Source organism: Bradyrhizobium sp. BR 10261 (assembly GCF_019455395.1).
Lineage (GTDB): Bacteria > Pseudomonadota > Alphaproteobacteria > Rhizobiales > Xanthobacteraceae > Bradyrhizobium > Bradyrhizobium manausense.
In genome coordinates, this window is record NZ_JACOFQ010000021.1 from 23,552 (window position 1) to 37,218 (window position 13,667).

Below are 13,667 nucleotides of genomic sequence, written 5' to 3' on the forward strand. Positions count from 1 at the left end.
GGATACGCGTGAACATGCGGCGGAGTGATCACGGCTGCAGGCACAGAGTCGAGTCGCGCGCAAGCCCTTCGCACGTCACATAAGGTCTGTGGATAAGTTTTTTTGAGTTTCTGGCGTTTTGTTGCGTTCGCGTCCCTTTCCCTCCAAGTGGCTGAGGCCGCAATGAATCTCCTGCGCGATCGCTGGCGGCGCACCGCTCTTCATCAATTCTGGCATGGTCTAGATCGAGCCGACCGCGCCACGGCGCTGATCGGCATCGCGCTTGCCTTCGCCACGGCGGTCTCGATCCAGGCGATCGCGCGCGCCTGGTCGGCCGATGCCGACCCCATCCGCTTCACCGCGCCCCCCTTCGACATGCGCGTTGCGGAGAGTTCGCGGTGAGGGCAGGGGCATCAGATCGACCAGCTCTCGTCGTCGAGGCCTTCGGCTCTAAGCCACTTCGCGCGATGCAGACGTTTCCGGTCAGGCAGCTGGCCCTGGCATGACGCGCGAGGAAGCTCTCAAGGACTTCAACCGCAAGCGCCTGGCCGCGATGGACCGTGTACGGCGGGATACGAACCTTTCGGCGTCGTTCCGCGCCGTCGGCGGCGAGCTGTTCGCCAAGGTCGATTTCGACACGGGCGATGCCTATCCCTCGATCGAGCACCTCGAGGAGAAGCTGGGCCTGTCGCCGCGCACGGTGAAGATGGCGGTGAAGGCGCTCCAGGAGCGGGGTTATTTCACCGTGGTCAAACGCGGTCGCTGCAACCGCTACGTCCCGATCTACGAGCCCGCGGAAAAGGTGCAAAATTTGCACCTGTCAGCGGGGCAACAGGGGCAGAATTTGCACCTATTGGAGGACGACAGGTGCAAAATCCGTCCGGAACAGGTGCAAAAAACGTCACCGGATAGGTGCAAAAAAGGACCCCCTACTTCTCTTAGGACTCCTCTCAACACTTCTGCGCCCGCGGCGGCCGGGGCCGTCGGCGCTGCGCCTGACGGCGCCGCCGGCCCGTCGTTCGATCTCGGCATTCCCGGTGTGGCGCTGAGGCGCAGGCTTGGCGATGCGATGTTCCAGAGCTGGCTCGGCAAGGTCGCGGTGGTCTCGGTCGGCGAGGAGGAGCTCGTGCTGCAGGCCCCCACACGGTTCGTCGCGTCCTACATCCAGAACAATTTCGCCGAGGCTGTGCTCGCGGCATGGCGGGTGGGCGTGCCTTCGCTGGTCCAGCTGCGCATCGTCGTGGAGCATCAAGCGGAGGCCGGGCCGGTCGTGGGACCGCCGTCGGCGCCGACCAGGCCCGGCGAAAATCCGGACGCGCGCTGGCTGCTCGAGATCGGCACCGATCTCGTCGCGGACCAGCTCGGCGTCAGCCGCGATCGCGCCGCCGAGGACATCACCGACTGGATGGGCCGCTGCCGCAATGATCCGGCGGCGCTGCGCCAGATCATCGTCAACGCCGCCAAGTTCGACCTGCGGGGGGATCGCTTCAAGAGCAAGGTGAAGCAGGACGCCAAGGTGTTTCACCAGGGCGAGCTGAAATTCGGTCCGGAGGACCGGTTGAAGAAGCGGAGCGCATCATGAGCTTGACCGATGTCGTCGGCGCCGTCGCGGAGGAGGGCGCCGCCCACGCCTCATCAGCACCGGCAGCCGGCGGCAAGACCGAAGGCCAGCAGCTGCTCGAGCGGCTGCTCGCGCAATGCAATCGCTACAATTCGCTGCGCCGGCAGGTCGAGGATGTGCGTGCGGTGATTGCGCCTGGCGCGCGCCGTCCGCCGGCGCCGGCGGACAACCGCTCGCTGCAGCCGGCCAATTCGTTCTTCGGCGCGCTCAACATGATCGCCGATGGCAACGACCAGGTCGCCGACGAGCTGCAGGCGGCGATCGACGATCTGTCGAGGCTGTTCTGATGGCGACCAGCGCAGCGATCGCCGGCGACGAGCCGGCCACGGCGTTCGCAAAGGATCAGCTCAAATCGATCATCGAGCGCATCGAGCGGCTCGAGGAAGAGAAGAAGGCCGTCTCCGACGACATCAACGACATCTATTCGGAAGCGAAAGGCAACGGCTACGACGTCAAGGCGCTGAAGACGATCGTGCGGATGCGCAAGCAGGATCCGAACGAGCGCGCAGAAGCCGAGACGATCCTGGAAACCTATCTGCAGGCGCTGGGGATGCTGTGATGGCGAAGGCCCGGCCCGCCCGCCAATCACAAACCGGGTTAAACCCCCGCAACAACCAATTGTATTTGTGTAATTTTCCCGTCTGCTTATATTGGGGGCGGGAGAGGGGCTGTGACCGACCAATCGCGGGGACTGCTCAATGACGATTTCGCCGACATCGCCGCCGCGGTGAAGGATATCGCCATGTGGGAGCGGCATCGGATCCACGTCATCGAGCACCTGGTGATGACCGGCAACGCCCGCGATCCCGGCTCGATCGAGATCGGCACCTGGTTGCGGCGCGCCAAGCTGCTCAGCCAGGCGGAGGAGATCTTGGCCGTCCTGGCCCGCCACGAGGACGAGGTGCGCGCCATCGACCCGTTGCTGAGCCGTTAACCGCTTCGTCACCGGTCTGCCGTAACCCTGCATCGTCAGGGGGTTATGTGCATGCGTTCCCACCCCGCTTCATTCGATCTGTCGTTCCTGTTGCCGCGGCCGGCGCCGGGGCGGGTCTATTCCGCCATGCAGCGTGGCCTGGTCGAGCAGCTGGACTGCGCGCTCGAGTTGGAGCTGCCGCTGGTGCGGATCCGCGGCGCGAGTCAGGCGCGTGTGTTCAACGCGGCTGCGGCGCTGCTGCAGGACGCCGTGCGCGGCGGCCCCACGGCCATAGGCGCGATTCTGCACACGCCCGTGCGGCCGTCCGGCTTCGACCGCTGGCACATTATTGTGGGCGCGCCGGTGGCGTTCTCGCCGACCGGGCTCGACCCGTACTTTCCAAACGCGGCCTCGGGAAGCTGATGCGCGCGCAGGGCCACTCCGCCGGCGGCAATCAGATGCCGCGGACCACGGTCGGATTCGAGAAGGATACCTTCATCGAGCTCGCCGCGGCCGCGGAGAGGCGCGGCATCAAGCTTTCCGAGCGCATCCGTGAACTGGTCGAGCTCGGACTCGAGACAGAAAAACAAGAGGCCGCTGCATGCCGCACGTCGACACATCAACATGGGTCAAAGGCACGCATGTCGGCTACGTCACGATCGTAAAGCCGCAGCCGATCGCGACCGCGGGCCTTGATCTACTCTGGCACGTCGTCATCACCGAACCCGGCCGCGAGGCGCGCGCGATCGCCAGCATCGAACAGCTCGGACTGCATCCCTATTGGCCGCATCTTCACCGCAAGACGCCCGGCGGCCGCCGACGATCGCGCGAGATCACGGTATCGATGTTCCCGAGCCGAATCCTGGTGCCGATGCCGCAGACCATGGAGGCCTGGAGCCGGGTGCTGGCGGCACGGGGCGTGATCGACTTCATGACGCAATCCGGCAGCGAGAAGCTCGCGACGCTGCCGGAGATCGTCGTCGAGGAGGTCCGCAAGATGGAAGCCAAGCGGGACAAACGGTACCGCAACCTGCTGCTTCGCGCCGAGAAGAGTCCGTATCATCCCGGGCGCGACGTCTGGGTTGAGATCCTGCCGCTGCGCAAGATGCTCGGCAAGATCGTCGACCTGGACGGGCGAGGGCGGGTCAACGTCCTGACCGAGGTCGAGATCTTCGGGCGCCAGGTGTGGCCGGTCGAGCAGCACAAGCTGAAGTTCGTCGAGGGCTGATTTTTTCTTCGAATCTGCATCAGGTCGGGATTCCGCTCCAGTATGATCCATCCCTGCAAGTGACGCGGCCGGATCTCCGGCGCGCGGTTCGCGGCATCGACCGGCGTAACCCGGGGAGTGTCGCGGCGCGGCTTTTCGCCGTTCCGACCCTGATCTCTTCGGAGATTAGCTCCTGCGAAGCTATGACGATGAATTAGACCGGACGCCCTTTCGATGTCCTTCTCAATGAGCTTCGTCGCGCGCTCGCGCCTTCACGCGCTGCGCCTGCTGGACCAGCGCAAACCGTTTTCGAGCTCAAGGAAATGCTCGATCGATAACAGGCCGCGTCTCTAAGAGAGACGGGGGCCGCGGGTGCTACCAACACCCTAAGCCGCGAGCTCGTAACTCGCATGACCTGATCCGGCCGCTATCCGGCCATCCCGCCACCGCGCACGCGGCGGGACCAGTTGTTTCAGAGATCATGCACAACTCAGAGTCCCCGGCGTTCGTTCGGCCGGCTAAATTCGTCCGCGTCGTTAACGGCGACATCTGGCAGCTTGGTAAACACCGGCTCGCCTGTGGCGACGCCCGAAACCCCGCCCTCGTCCGGAAGCTGCTCGGCCATGCCCGGCCGCGGCTGATGGCCACCGATCCTCCATACGGTGTCGGCTACGAGCCGGAGTGGCGGCGCAAGCTGAAGAACAGTCCAACCATCGTTCGCGCCACCGGGAAGGTGCTGAACGACAATCGCAGCGACTGGCGCGAGGCCTGGGCGCTGTTTCCCGGCGATATCGCTTACGTCTGGCATTCTGGCCTGCACGCGAGCTCCGTGGAACTGAGCCTGGCCTCCGCCGACTTTCGCGTGAGATCCCAGATCATCTGGGACAAGGGCCGGCTGATCATCTCGCGCGGCCACTACCACTGGCGGCACGAGGCCTGCTGGTACGCGGTGCGCAAGCTCAAGACCGCCAACTGGCAAGGCGATCGCAAGCAGACCACCGTTTGGCATATCCCGCACCGCCGCAGCGACACCGGTCACGGCACGCAGAAGCCGATCGAATGCATGCGCCGGCCGATTCTGCATCACACGCTGCAGGGCGAGGCGGTCTATGATCCCTTCCTCGGGAGCGGGACCACGATGATCGCAGCCGAAATGATCGGCCGCATTTGCTACGGCGTCGAGCTTAGTCTCGAATATTGCGGACTGATCATCGCGCGCTGGGAGCAGCTCACCGGGCGCAAGGCCCGATTGATTTCGAGAGCCGCGCAAGCGGATTAGGGCCGGCCATTTGCTTGGGCGCCGGCGGCCGGCGGATGTAACCGGAACGGTTGGGAGCTCTCTCGAACTATTTCCTCTGGCGCCCCTGGAGCGCGTCCGGGATGCTGTGTGTGGTGGGTGTGGAAAAGCGGGCCTCGGTTGCGCGTATGGTGAGCGTTAGGATTCGCGACGCTGCCGAAGCAGAGCGCGCAACGCATTCACGACAGCAAGGGAGTCATCGTAGCGGAATTGACCAAAGACGCGATCCGAAACACGTATTTTGCGGCGGCTGGATGTAGGCGGCAGCTTGGGCGAGGGGAGCAGGAAATAGTCCTGAATTTGGGCGTTGGCCGCGTCCATTCTGATTACGAGTACGAAATCAGATCGGGAGTACTTAAGTTTCCTCACTTCCCATCTTCTCGGTCGCATTCCTGTTCCGTCTGAGACCGACCATGCGACAGCTATTGCAAGGGTGAAGCCCTTGCCGATTGTGAGCAGGTAGAGTTCAGGCAGAAATGACGCTTCGCCCTCAGCTTTCAGATTGGACATGATGTCCTCAGCGGCGGCTCGAATGATCGCATCAATCTTGAGCCCAGTCTCGGCGTAACCGTAACGTGGGTTTGGTTCGAAGCCGATTTTCCTGTAGGCGTTCGTGAGCGAGCCGAACCTCCGCGCATACACCGTCCAGTCAGGCACATCTTTTGCTTTCTCTATAAGGCGCATTGAGAGGTGGCCCTTTTTTCGCCAGAGCGCCTTCAGTTTGCTTAAGAGCTCCCGATCACTAGGTTTTCGACCAACATCGGACAAGACGGTTTGGGCTTGATCGAAGAGCGCCTGCGACACGATCGGCTTGAACGAGTTGTCGCGCCGTATCCACATCTCTGGCGGATTTACAATCGGTGTCTGCCTTAGCTTCGCAGAACGGCGGTTGAAGACGTTGTGGCCGACATACTTTTCGTTACGCAACAAGTCGTCGATCGTTTTCATGGTCCAGGGATGTCCCGTGGAATTGCAAATGCCTTCGGCGTTCAGCTTATTGGCGATCGCTGTACGCGTCAGTTTGCCATCCGCAAAGTCAGTGAAGATCCGCTGCACCACGTCGATTTCCGACCTGGGCCCCGGCACGAGGATGACGCGATCCAATTTGAAATGTTTCTGCTCACCCGGCATGAGCAGGGCCCGCGGTTTACCCGTTTCGTCCACGGTTTGACGCCGCAAACCGTAACCTGCCGGCGCACCTCGCCAAAATCCGAGGGTAACAAAATTGCAATGACTGACGAAAACACGTCGCGAGAGTTTCCTGCTAAATTCGGCCGCATCAACCCGGCTTATGTTCTTGAGCAGGACGGACGCTAAGCTGCCGTCATTGTCGAAGCTTTCGGCGCAGTAGTGAACGCGTATGCCTGCGCGCTTACAAATGAACTCGTAGAATGCGCCTTCGTCCGAATCTTGAAAACGCCCCCATCGGCTGACGTCATAGACGAGGATGCAATCAAAGTCCGAGCTGCCAGATTGGACATCAGCGATCAGTCTCTTAAGCCCAGCACGTCCGGCGAAGGTGAGCCCGCTGCGTCCTTCATCGATGTAGGTGCGCACGATCTCAATGTTGCGCTGCGCGGCATATTCTGCGATCACCGTTCGTTGATTTTCAGGCGAATATTTTTGGTGATCTCTCGACATGCGCACATACTGCGCGGCACGAGATGACCGCAACACGGCGTCCGCTGGGTGCAAGATATCTTGCATGAGAATAGCCCGCACGTGGCCATTTCATCCGAAAAGATTCTAGCTCGTTGTTCGTTGAAATTCTCTTTGCCGTGCGAGGGCGAGTTGAAGCGTACTTGACCGAAATTGTTAATCCCGCACTGGACGTCGTGTGAGCGCGCTCGAGCTACTGCGCGTCGTGGGTGTGGAGAAGCTTGGCGCAAGGAGAGGCACAGGAACAATCGCTCTATGTGCCTCGCCCACTTCACTGTATGGGTTTGTCGTCGTCCATGGCAAAGACTTGGAAAGACTGCCCATGGGTGGTCTGCGTGATGCAAATCTCCAATGCTGAGATCTCAGCATAGCCGCTGCTGTCGTTACCGACGTTAATCAGGTCAACCACGGTCAGGCCGTTGCCGGTGTCGAAATTGGACGCTGGTGCGCCGGGAATCCGGATCAAGCCCTGCATGCTGGGGCCCCTGGTGCGGATAGCGACTTTGATCTGCGCCGGGTTTCCGCGTGACTGGCCTGGAGAGCGGAAATCGATCCTCCGCCATTGATTAAGATCGCCAGAGGCGCGTCCCATATCCAAGGGGTCGGCGACGGGGTCGATTGCAGCTCTGGCCGGCGCAACGAGGGCTAGCAGGTAAATTAAAGCGAGCCGCGATGTCCGGCGCATAACAGCAACCATCAGTTGATCGTCATCAGCAAGTGGCCGGATCCATGCCTTCGCTCGCCGCACTAGCGTCGCCTATCTTCTCCGGCGCGGGACGCAATCATTCCAGCATCTATCGCTGCATCAGCTTGTCGGCGCGATCCTTCGAGTTGCGCACGGCAATTGACGTAAGATTCAGTGCCTTTTTTGGCGCCGTAAGACAGACATGCCTGATCGTCTTGCGCCTCGTTTCTTGCCGTCCGCTCTTCGGCGCTCATGCAGCCCGTCAGCAACAGCAGAAAGAGAAAAAGCGTTTTTCGCATGCAATAACCCCCAGCCAATTCCGAAAGCTGTTATCGCCGTGCAACCAGGGCTTGTCAAACAGACAGGCGTCCAACGCCTGGAGTCCGCTAAGGGCTCTTATCGGACTCCAGTTTTAGCTGTACCGCGTATTCAATCCGGTCTTCAGCTGGCGCCGCTGCTCGGCGGGCAACACGTTCGATCTCGGGTGGGCGAGGCCGGTGAATTTCCAGCAATTCCCCAAGAACGGCGTCGATCCACATCTTAAGCTGCCGAACCTCCGGCGCTGAGCTGAGCGTATGGGCGTCTTTTGCCCCGCGAGTATAAGCATTGCGTGTAATGGTCGCGCTGAGCTCTTCGGCTAAGTTAATCGTTAGTTCGGGCGCCGACATTTCCTCTTTCGACAATTTGCGTTTCCGAAGCACGTGAAGCGCCTTTTGTCGCTGAGTGGGCTTGTCTTGATCCTTCTCCAACTTGAAGCCGTGTACCGCCATAACTTCTGCGTCTGGAGCCAGATAGTTCAGCGTCTCGCGGAGCACTTCTCGTAGCTCGTGTGCAATTCCTCGATAGGAATGCCGCCTTACATCAGCGAGGTCAATGATCACCTGTTCGTAAGAGACCGCTGCCGCGGGAACGATGCGACGTAGGGTCTTCGCGATGAGAAGCTCGGTTGGTGTCGGGACCGCAATCTTGGTTGGGCGGCGAGCCATCGGCGCTTACCGCCGCTTGCGGCGCTGCTTCGTTGCAGGCTGCGCTGCACTTGACCGTGGTAAACCATGAACAACTAAGTTGTACCCAACTGGACTTAGTCGATACTCGCCGCGACTTGTATTTTCTAAATAACCGGCTGCGGCGGCATTTGTGAGTGCGCTCTTAGGCACTCGCGGCATCGGGAAAGCGGCCATCTTAAAGTATTTTCGGATCGTCTCGACATTGATCGTTGATGCGGCTTCAGCGGATGAGGCGATTTCGGAAAGGTAATATGCGATGACGGCCACCATTTCATTGGCTGACCGAGGTTGCTTTTCAGCGGTAAGAGTGCGGATGTCCTTGATTGGCGCATTGCGGGTTTCGTAAGCCGCGGATGCCGAAGCGATTTCCGGCACAAGGCCGTCAGACTGGAATGCGGTCATTTCGAGACGCTTCAAAACGTACTCAAGTACGCGACTTCTGCCAGTTTCGTCGAGTGGTGCCATCAGCTCGATTATCGTCTTTATTGCTTTCAATTCGGGATCTTCTGCCATCTTCTCCCCACCGCGGCGCTTCGCTTGAAGGTTGCACACGTTAGTGGGTGAAGTTCCCTCACGGCAATATCTTTGCGTATCGCATGCACAGCTACTGATCGCACCTCCGGGTCCTCCGCGGCGGCAAACCAAAACAAGTGGCTCCGCCGTTTTTAATTCGTAGCTTTGGGGCTCAAAACTGATGCAACGATCGTCTGATGCAACGGTTTTGGAGCTGATCAGCATCGGCGAGGCGGCGCGGAAGATCGGAATCAACAAATCGACGCTCAGCCGCCAGGTGAAGAGCGGGGCGGTCCGGTCCCACGGCGGAAAAGTCAATATTTCCGAAGTCTTAGCCGATCGCAGTAACAACATCGACCTGACGCAGTCACGTCGGCGGCCGGCGGCCCGAACCCCGGCAAAGAATGCTGCAGCGCCTGCTGCTGATGCAACGACGCGGCCGCCGGATGCAACGACACGCGCTTCCGATGCAACGCCCGAGCCCCTTACTGGCGCCGACGACGAACTCGTCCTGGCCGATGGGGTCATGCTGGCCTTCGCCCAGGCCCAGCGGGTCAAGGAAAACTACCTCGCCCGTCAGCGGGCGCTCGAGTTCGAGAAGGAGGCCGGGCGCCTGGTCGACCGCGAGGCGGCGAACAAGGCCTTCTTCGATCGGTCCCGCGAGATCCGCGACGCCTGGCTCGGCTGGCCGGCTCGCGTCGCCACGCTGATGGCGTCGGATCTCGGCATCGAGGAGCGCAAGCTGGTCGAGGTCCTCACAGCGAATGTCCGCCAGCACCTTGACGAGCTCGGGGAACCCGCTGCTCCCGAGCTCGCTCCGCCGGGCTGACGATCTCACCGCGTCCTGGCAGGCGGGCCTCCGGCTGCCGCCGAACATGACCGTCGTCGACTGGGCGGAAAAGTACCGGAGGTTATCGAAGGAATCCTCGAACGGCGGCAAGTTCATCGTCTCCCGCGTCGAGGTGGCGCGCGGGCCGATGCTCTGGGCAACTGAGCCAGGCGTCCAGGTCATCACGCTGATGGCCTGCACCCAGCTGCTCAAGACCACGTTCCTGGAGAACGTCGCTGGCCGCTTCATACACCTGGATCCGTGCCCGATCCTGGTGCTGCAGCCCAAGGACGATGCGGCCGAGACGTTTTCCAAGGACCGGCTCGCGCCGATGATCCGTGACACGCCGGTGCTGAAGGACCTGTTCCGCAGCCAGGCCCGCGATGCCAGCAACACGCTCACCCACAAGCAATTCCCGGGTGGGCACATCACCATGGTCGGCGCCAACAGCCCGACCAACCTCGCCATGCGGCCGATCCGCCTGGTGCTGTCCGACGAGATCGACAAGTACCCGCTGTCGGCCGGCAATGAAGGGCCGCCCGTTGACCTGGCTGAGGAGCGCCAGGCCGAGTTCTCCGCCGACAAGCTTGCAGCCCGCGTTTGCTCGCCGACGATCGAGGGGCGCAGCGCGATCGCGGCGTCCTATCTCGAGAGCGACCAGCGCAAGCCCTTCGTGGCCTGCCCGCACTGCGGCTTCGAGCAGGTCCTCGAATGGGAAGCGGTTCAGTTCGAGAAGGACGAGCGCGGGCGCATCCGCCCCGAGACAGCCGGATATGTCTGCATCGGTCAGGGCTGCGGCGTCGTCTGGTCGGAAGCCGATCGGCTCCGCGCGCTGACGCGCATCACATGGCGCCAGACCCGCGAATTCGATTGTTGCGGCAAGCACCAGAAGCCGGAGAAATGGATCTGCGAGCCGGCCGCGCCAGGCATCGAGTATGCGGTCTGCATCGAGTGCGGCAAGCGGACGGTGCCCAACGAGCACGCCGGCGGCTGGGCCTCCAAGCTCTACGCGCCGAAGCAGGGCATCCGTGACCTCGTCAAGAAATATCGGCGCGCGTTCGAGCGCGGCATCGAAGCGCTGAAGACCTTCTACAACACCCAGCTCGCCAGGACATGGAAGGAAGCGAGCGAGGCGCCCGAGTGGGACCGCGTCTACGGCCGTCGCGAAGATTACAGGTCGGGCACAATTCCGTGGGGCGTGCTGATCCTGTTCGGAGGCGTCGACGTCCAGAAGGATCGCCTTGAGGTCGGCATCTGGGGCTTCGGCCGCAACCGCGAGCGATGGCTGATCGAGCACCGCGTGCTCCCGGGCGCGACGAACAGACCGGAAGTCTGGGAAGCGCTTGCGCAGATGTTCGCCGAGACCTGGCAGCACGCCGGCGGCACCGAGATGTCGGTCCAGGATTGGGGTATCGATTCCGGCGCGTTCGCCGCCGAGGTCGGCGCCTTCGTTCGCGGCCAGGCGGGCAGGGGCAACGTTCATGCGATCGACGGCCAGGACAATTCGCTGGTCGCCTATGTCGGCGTCGGTGCCCTCGACGCCAGGAAGAACGGCAAGAAGCTTCGCCGAGGACTCAAGACCGTCAAGGTCGGATCTTCGTTCTGCAAACAGGAACTCGCAAGCCAGCTCGGCCTCGATCGCCCGGAACAGGGACAGGCCACGCCACCTGGTTACGTCCATCTGCCCGGCGACGTCAGCGAGGACCAGGTCAAGCAGCTGACCTCGGAAGAGCTGGTGACCAACGTCGTCAAGGGCCGCACGCGCAGAAGCTGGAGCGTCATCGCCGGCCGCCGCAACGAGGTCCTCGACTGCGCCAATTATGCCCGCGCCCTGGCCGCGATGCGCGGATGGGACCGCTGGCGCGATCGCCGTTTTAGCGAACTCGAGCAAAGGCTCGGAGCCCCAACGGTCAGTGACCGTCCGCCCAACGACGCGAGCGCATCCGTTCACGGCGCCCCGCGGCCGGCTTTACCGCCGCCGACACCGAAGAAACCACCTCCATCACCGCCGCGCTTTCAGCGCTCGAGCTCGCGCTCGGATTTCATGGATTGATGATCGATGCCCGCTGACCTTCCGACCCTGCAGGCGCGCCTCGATGCGCTCAAGACAGCCCTCACGAACGGCAGGTCCGAGATCAGCTATGCGGGCCGCACCACCAAATACCGCTCCGTCGCGGAGATCGAAACTGCCATCAAGAACGTCGAGACCGACATCGCCAAGCTGACCGGCGGCAGCATCCAGCGCACTTACTTCTTCACGAATTGCAAAGGTCTGTGAGCATGCTCGGGGGGTTCGGACGTGCCGTCAGCTCCATGGCCGGGCGAGTCTTCGCCGGCATGTGGAGCGGCGGCGACGGCAATGGCCTCGAGGCCGGCCGCATGGGCAGGCGCCTTGGCAGCTGGATTCCGTCGCGCGTCCACGTCAACACGCTGATCAACCAGTCAGGCCCCAACACGCTGGCTCGCGCGCGCTTCCTGGCGCGCAACAACGGCTATGCCTACAGCGCGGTGGAGTGCTTCGCCTCCAACCTGGTCGGCGCCGGCATCACGCCGAGCTGGAAATCTCCGCTAGCCAAGGGGATCGAGCCCGTCGGCGCCGACGACGAGATCAGCGAGACCAAAAGGAAGGCGAACAAGCGCAAGGCCAAGGCTGCTGCGGCTCAAAAGAAGGACGTTCACGCGCTGTGGGCGCGCTGGACCGACGAAGCCGATGCCGAGGGCATCACCGATTTCTACGGCCTGCAGAAGCGCATTGCGCGCGAGCTTTTCATCGCCGGCGAGGTCTTCGTGCGCCTGCGGCCGCGCTACATGGCCGATGGGCTTTCGATCCCATTGCAGCTGGAGTTGCTGCCGGCCGAGCAGCTGCCGCTGTGGCTGACCATGCCGCTTGAGAACGGCAACTGGATCCGCCAGGGCATCGAGTTCGACAAGATCGGCCGTCGGGTCGCCTATCATTTCTGGAAGGTCAATCCCGGCGATATCACGCTTGCGCCGAAGTTCGGCGAGCGCGTCCGGATCCCGGCAAGCCAGATCCTGCACGTGTTCGATCCGCTCGAGGGCGGACAGATCCGCGGGCTTTCCCGGCTGACGCCGGCGATCATCACGCTGTGGATGCTCGACCTCTATGATGATGCCGAGCTCGAGCGTAAGAAAACCGCGGCTCTGTTTTCCGTGTTCGTCACCCGTCCGGATCCGGACGGCGAGTTCTTCGACAAGGAAATGCAGGGCAAGGACCCGAGCGCGGGATCCGCGCAGGTGAAGCTCGAGCCTGGCGCGGCGCACGTGCTGCTGCCCGGCGAGGACATCAAGGTCGCCGAGCCCGCCGACAGCGGCCAGTCCTACGAGCCATTCCAGTATCGCACGCTGGCGCGCGTCTGCGCTGCGCTCGGGCTGCCCTATGCCGGCGTCACCGGCGACATGGTCAAGGCCAATTACGGCAACCAGCGCGCCGCGATGATCGAGGCGCGCCGCCGCGCCGAGGCCATCCAGCACGGCGTCATCGTCTTCCAGTTCTGCAGGCCCGTGTTCCGCGCCTTCCTTGATTCGGCGCACATCGCCGGCGCGCTTGATTTCGACGGCTATGCGGACAACCCGCGAGACTACCTCGACATGAACTGGATCCCGCCGCGCTGGATGTGGATCGATCCGTTGAAGGATCGCCAGGCCGAGATCCTCGCCGTCGACGCAGGCTTCAAGGCCCGTTCGATGGTGGTGGAGGAAGAAGGCTACGACGCCGCCGAGGTCGACGAGCGCATCGCGGAGGACGCGGCGCGCGCCGCGCGCCTGGGCATCCAGTTCTCGGGCGTCCAGAGCCTGCGCCAGCTCGAGGCCGATCCGCCGCCCTCGGAAGACAGCGCCGATCTCAAGCCAGATCCCAACGGCAAGATCCTCAAGCCGCCCGCCAAGGCCGTCCCGCCCAAGACCTCGCCGCCCAAGCCCACAGCACCGAAGCCCTGA

18 protein-coding genes are annotated in these 13,667 nt (G+C 62.5%); 12 read left to right on the plus strand and 6 right to left on the minus strand.

Annotated features, from left to right (window positions below):
• Positions 1 to 162 precede the first annotated feature (162 nt).
• The 7 genes from HYH07_RS23390 to HYH07_RS23420 all read left to right on the plus strand — a co-directional run bounded on the left by HYH07_RS23390 (position 163) and on the right by HYH07_RS23420 (position 3,741).
• Positions 163 to 381, plus strand: a complete 219-nt coding sequence (locus HYH07_RS23390; RefSeq protein ID WP_220004697.1) for a hypothetical protein — start codon at positions 163 to 165, stop codon at positions 379 to 381.
• Positions 382 to 481: 100 nt separating this feature from the next.
• A complete protein-coding gene (locus tag HYH07_RS23395; RefSeq protein ID WP_220004698.1) occupies positions 482 to 1,561 on the plus strand; it encodes a helix-turn-helix domain-containing protein in 1,080 nt (359 codons plus the stop codon).
• Entirely contained in the window at positions 1,558 to 1,887 is a 330-nt protein-coding gene (locus HYH07_RS23400; protein ID WP_220004699.1) for a hypothetical protein, read from the plus strand. Before HYH07_RS23395 ends, HYH07_RS23400 begins: the two co-directional genes overlap by 4 nt.
• Entirely contained in the window at positions 1,887 to 2,159 is a 273-nt protein-coding gene (locus HYH07_RS23405) for a DUF2312 domain-containing protein (protein WP_220004700.1), read from the plus strand. The genes HYH07_RS23400 and HYH07_RS23405 overlap by 1 nt, the downstream gene beginning before the upstream one ends.
• Before the next feature lie 111 nt (positions 2,160 to 2,270).
• Entirely contained in the window at positions 2,271 to 2,534 is a 264-nt protein-coding gene (locus tag HYH07_RS23410; protein ID WP_220004701.1) for a hypothetical protein, read from the plus strand.
• Between the two features lie 51 nt (positions 2,535 to 2,585).
• Positions 2,586 to 2,936 (plus strand): hypothetical protein, encoded by a 351-nt coding sequence (locus HYH07_RS23415; protein WP_220004702.1) that lies wholly within the window; start codon positions 2,586 to 2,588, stop codon positions 2,934 to 2,936.
• Between the two features lie 178 nt (positions 2,937 to 3,114).
• Positions 3,115 to 3,741 carry a transcription termination/antitermination protein NusG gene (locus tag HYH07_RS23420; RefSeq protein WP_220004703.1) on the plus strand — a complete coding sequence of 209 codons (627 nt, stop codon included), beginning with the start codon at positions 3,115 to 3,117 and terminating at the stop codon, positions 3,739 to 3,741.
• 469 nt (positions 3,742 to 4,210) lie between these two features.
• Here the strand turns inward: HYH07_RS23420 and HYH07_RS36620 are convergent, their stop codons facing one another.
• Entirely contained in the window at positions 4,211 to 4,345 is a 135-nt protein-coding gene (locus HYH07_RS36620; protein WP_283842849.1) for a hypothetical protein, read from the minus strand.
• A 15-nt stretch (positions 4,346 to 4,360) separates the two neighbouring features.
• Between HYH07_RS36620 and HYH07_RS23425 the strand changes: the two genes are divergently transcribed.
• The gene (locus HYH07_RS23425) at positions 4,361 to 4,999 is read left to right on the plus strand and encodes a DNA methyltransferase (protein ID WP_220004704.1); all 639 of its coding nucleotides are present in this window, start codon (positions 4,361 to 4,363) and stop codon (positions 4,997 to 4,999) included.
• Positions 5,000 to 5,155: 156 nt separating this feature from the next.
• Here HYH07_RS23425 and HYH07_RS23430 read toward each other — a convergent pair whose 3' ends face one another.
• The 5 genes from HYH07_RS23430 to HYH07_RS23450 all read right to left on the minus strand — a co-directional run bounded on the left by HYH07_RS23430 (position 5,156) and on the right by HYH07_RS23450 (position 8,881).
• On the minus strand, positions 5,156 to 6,724 hold the full coding sequence (locus HYH07_RS23430) for a recombinase family protein (protein ID WP_220004705.1): 1,569 nt from the start codon (positions 6,722 to 6,724) through the stop codon (positions 5,156 to 5,158).
• A gap of 223 nt (positions 6,725 to 6,947) precedes the next feature.
• Entirely contained in the window at positions 6,948 to 7,373 is a 426-nt protein-coding gene (locus HYH07_RS23435; protein WP_220004706.1) for a hypothetical protein, read from the minus strand.
• Between the two features lie 50 nt (positions 7,374 to 7,423).
• Complete coding sequence (locus HYH07_RS23440) at positions 7,424 to 7,660, minus strand: hypothetical protein (protein WP_220004707.1); 237 nt, start codon at positions 7,658 to 7,660, stop codon at positions 7,424 to 7,426.
• Between the two features lie 87 nt (positions 7,661 to 7,747).
• The gene (locus HYH07_RS23445; protein ID WP_220004708.1) at positions 7,748 to 8,347 is read right to left on the minus strand and encodes a hypothetical protein; all 600 of its coding nucleotides are present in this window, start codon (positions 8,345 to 8,347) and stop codon (positions 7,748 to 7,750) included.
• A 6-nt stretch (positions 8,348 to 8,353) separates the two neighbouring features.
• A complete protein-coding gene (locus HYH07_RS23450) occupies positions 8,354 to 8,881 on the minus strand; it encodes a hypothetical protein (protein WP_220004709.1) in 528 nt (175 codons plus the stop codon).
• Positions 8,882 to 9,089: 208 nt separating this feature from the next.
• Between HYH07_RS23450 and HYH07_RS23455 the strand changes: the two genes are divergently transcribed.
• From HYH07_RS23455 to HYH07_RS23470, 4 genes are read left to right on the plus strand one after another with little or no spacing between them, the layout of a single operon-like run.
• Positions 9,090 to 9,710: a hypothetical protein gene (locus HYH07_RS23455; RefSeq protein ID WP_220004710.1), complete on the plus strand. Its 621-nt coding sequence runs from the start codon at positions 9,090 to 9,092 to the stop codon at positions 9,708 to 9,710.
• Positions 9,646 to 11,763 (plus strand): phage terminase large subunit family protein, encoded by a 2,118-nt coding sequence (locus HYH07_RS23460; RefSeq protein ID WP_220004711.1) that lies wholly within the window; start codon positions 9,646 to 9,648, stop codon positions 11,761 to 11,763. Before HYH07_RS23455 ends, HYH07_RS23460 begins: the two co-directional genes overlap by 65 nt.
• A gap of 6 nt (positions 11,764 to 11,769) precedes the next feature.
• On the plus strand, positions 11,770 to 11,988 hold the full coding sequence (locus HYH07_RS23465; RefSeq protein ID WP_220004712.1) for a phage head-tail joining protein: 219 nt from the start codon (positions 11,770 to 11,772) through the stop codon (positions 11,986 to 11,988).
• 35 nt (positions 11,989 to 12,023) lie between these two features.
• Positions 12,024 to 13,667 carry a phage portal protein gene (locus HYH07_RS23470; protein WP_220004713.1) on the plus strand — a complete coding sequence of 548 codons (1,644 nt, stop codon included), beginning with the start codon at positions 12,024 to 12,026 and terminating at the stop codon, positions 13,665 to 13,667.

Coding starts and splice junctions, on each gene's coding strand:
- HYH07_RS23390 (WP_220004697.1), top strand. CDS start 163: ATGAATCTCCTGCGCGATCGCTGGCGGCGCACCGCTCTTCATCAATTC.
- HYH07_RS23395 (WP_220004698.1), top strand. CDS start 482: ATGACGCGCGAGGAAGCTCTCAAGGACTTCAACCGCAAGCGCCTGGCC.
- HYH07_RS23400 (WP_220004699.1), top strand. CDS start 1,558: ATGAGCTTGACCGATGTCGTCGGCGCCGTCGCGGAGGAGGGCGCCGCC.
- HYH07_RS23405 (WP_220004700.1), top strand. CDS start 1,887: ATGGCGACCAGCGCAGCGATCGCCGGCGACGAGCCGGCCACGGCGTTC.
- HYH07_RS23415 (WP_220004702.1), top strand. CDS start 2,586: ATGCGTTCCCACCCCGCTTCATTCGATCTGTCGTTCCTGTTGCCGCGG.
- HYH07_RS23420 (WP_220004703.1), top strand. CDS start 3,115: ATGCCGCACGTCGACACATCAACATGGGTCAAAGGCACGCATGTCGGC.
- HYH07_RS36620 (WP_283842849.1), bottom strand. CDS start 4,345: ATGGCCGAGCAGCTTCCGGACGAGGGCGGGGTTTCGGGCGTCGCCACA.
- HYH07_RS23425 (WP_220004704.1), top strand. CDS start 4,361: ATGGCCACCGATCCTCCATACGGTGTCGGCTACGAGCCGGAGTGGCGG.
- HYH07_RS23430 (WP_220004705.1), bottom strand. CDS start 6,724: ATGCAAGATATCTTGCACCCAGCGGACGCCGTGTTGCGGTCATCTCGT.
- HYH07_RS23435 (WP_220004706.1), bottom strand. CDS start 7,373: ATGGTTGCTGTTATGCGCCGGACATCGCGGCTCGCTTTAATTTACCTG.
- HYH07_RS23440 (WP_220004707.1), bottom strand. CDS start 7,660: ATGCGAAAAACGCTTTTTCTCTTTCTGCTGTTGCTGACGGGCTGCATG.
- HYH07_RS23445 (WP_220004708.1), bottom strand. CDS start 8,347: ATGGCTCGCCGCCCAACCAAGATTGCGGTCCCGACACCAACCGAGCTT.
- HYH07_RS23450 (WP_220004709.1), bottom strand. CDS start 8,881: ATGGCAGAAGATCCCGAATTGAAAGCAATAAAGACGATAATCGAGCTG.
- HYH07_RS23460 (WP_220004711.1), top strand. CDS start 9,646: ATGTCCGCCAGCACCTTGACGAGCTCGGGGAACCCGCTGCTCCCGAGC.
- HYH07_RS23465 (WP_220004712.1), top strand. CDS start 11,770: ATGCCCGCTGACCTTCCGACCCTGCAGGCGCGCCTCGATGCGCTCAAG.
- HYH07_RS23470 (WP_220004713.1), top strand. CDS start 12,024: ATGGCCGGGCGAGTCTTCGCCGGCATGTGGAGCGGCGGCGACGGCAAT.